The following is a 939-nucleotide window of genomic DNA, read 5'->3' as shown; positions in this document are numbered from 1 at the left end:
TTCACGCACACAAAGTGTGTCTTGAATAAGAGTGGTAACAAATTTAACTCGTAAAAGTAAACTTATTACCGGGTTGATTACGTTTCCGAGGAGGACCCGTAATCACCATCATTAACAGGCGATATACCTATTAATAACAGCTTGGTATTTATAATTTACAAACAACAGCGCGACACCGTGTTCATCATATAAATACCGGTATTTATATCAGCTTTCCAGATTGTTAAAGAATTTGTCTTTCACACGCATTCGGTGAGGACTTGGTTTAAAAAACCAAACTTAACTTATCAACTTTTGATAGTTTAAGTTTGGCCTCTCTCTTTAGTGAAGAAGTGGTGGAGCTAAGCAGGATCGAACTGCTGACCTCCTGCGTGCAAGGCAGGCGCTCTCCCAGCTGAGCTATAGCCCCGCAATGGGAAACACACTTTAAGCTAAAACGAAACGCAGATTTACGTCAGTTGCAAGGCGGAAGGATGCGAAGTGTAGGTTTTCTACACGAGTATCATTCCAACGCAGCAAGTGGCGTAAATTGGTAGGTCTGGGCAGACTTGAACTGCCGACCTCACCCTTATCAGGGGTGCGCTCTAACCAGCTGAGCTACAGACCTATTTTATACTTGTTTCTTTACTTGATTTCTTCGTTGCACTCGTCATTCGCTTGTCATTACCAGACGGTAATTCCAACGCTCATTCCTCGTACGCCTTGAACTCAAGCAAATTAACTTCGCCTAAAAGGGTTGAAGCACTAGCATGTTTGGACTTCTTCTAATTTGTTATCATGTAATTTGTGTGAACACTCGTGATACCGAAGTATCCATTAAGCTGTTTTACTTCAAGATAAGGAGGTGATCCAACCCCAGGTTCCCCTAGGGTTACCTTGTTACGACTTCACCCCAGTCATGAATCACAAAGTGGTGACCGTCCTCCCCGAAAGGTTAAA

At 42.9% G+C, this 939-nt stretch carries 2 tRNA genes and 1 rRNA gene; all 3 read right to left on the bottom strand.

The annotated features are described in order from the left end of the window. Positions 1-333: 333 nt before the first annotated feature. A tRNA-Ala gene (locus H4J59_RS19095) sits at positions 334-409 on the bottom strand. 121 nt (positions 410-530) lie between these two features. Further along, positions 531-607 (bottom strand) — tRNA-Ile (locus H4J59_RS19090). A 230-nt stretch (positions 608-837) separates the two neighbouring features. Then, a 16S ribosomal RNA gene (locus tag H4J59_RS19085) occupies positions 838-939 on the bottom strand; the annotation flags it as partial.

It is taken from the genome of Colwellia sp. MB02u-10 (assembly GCF_014077185.1).
In the GTDB taxonomy this organism is placed as follows: Bacteria; Pseudomonadota; Gammaproteobacteria; order Enterobacterales; family Alteromonadaceae; genus Cognaticolwellia.
This window is presented reverse-complemented; position numbering and strand designations above follow the sequence as displayed.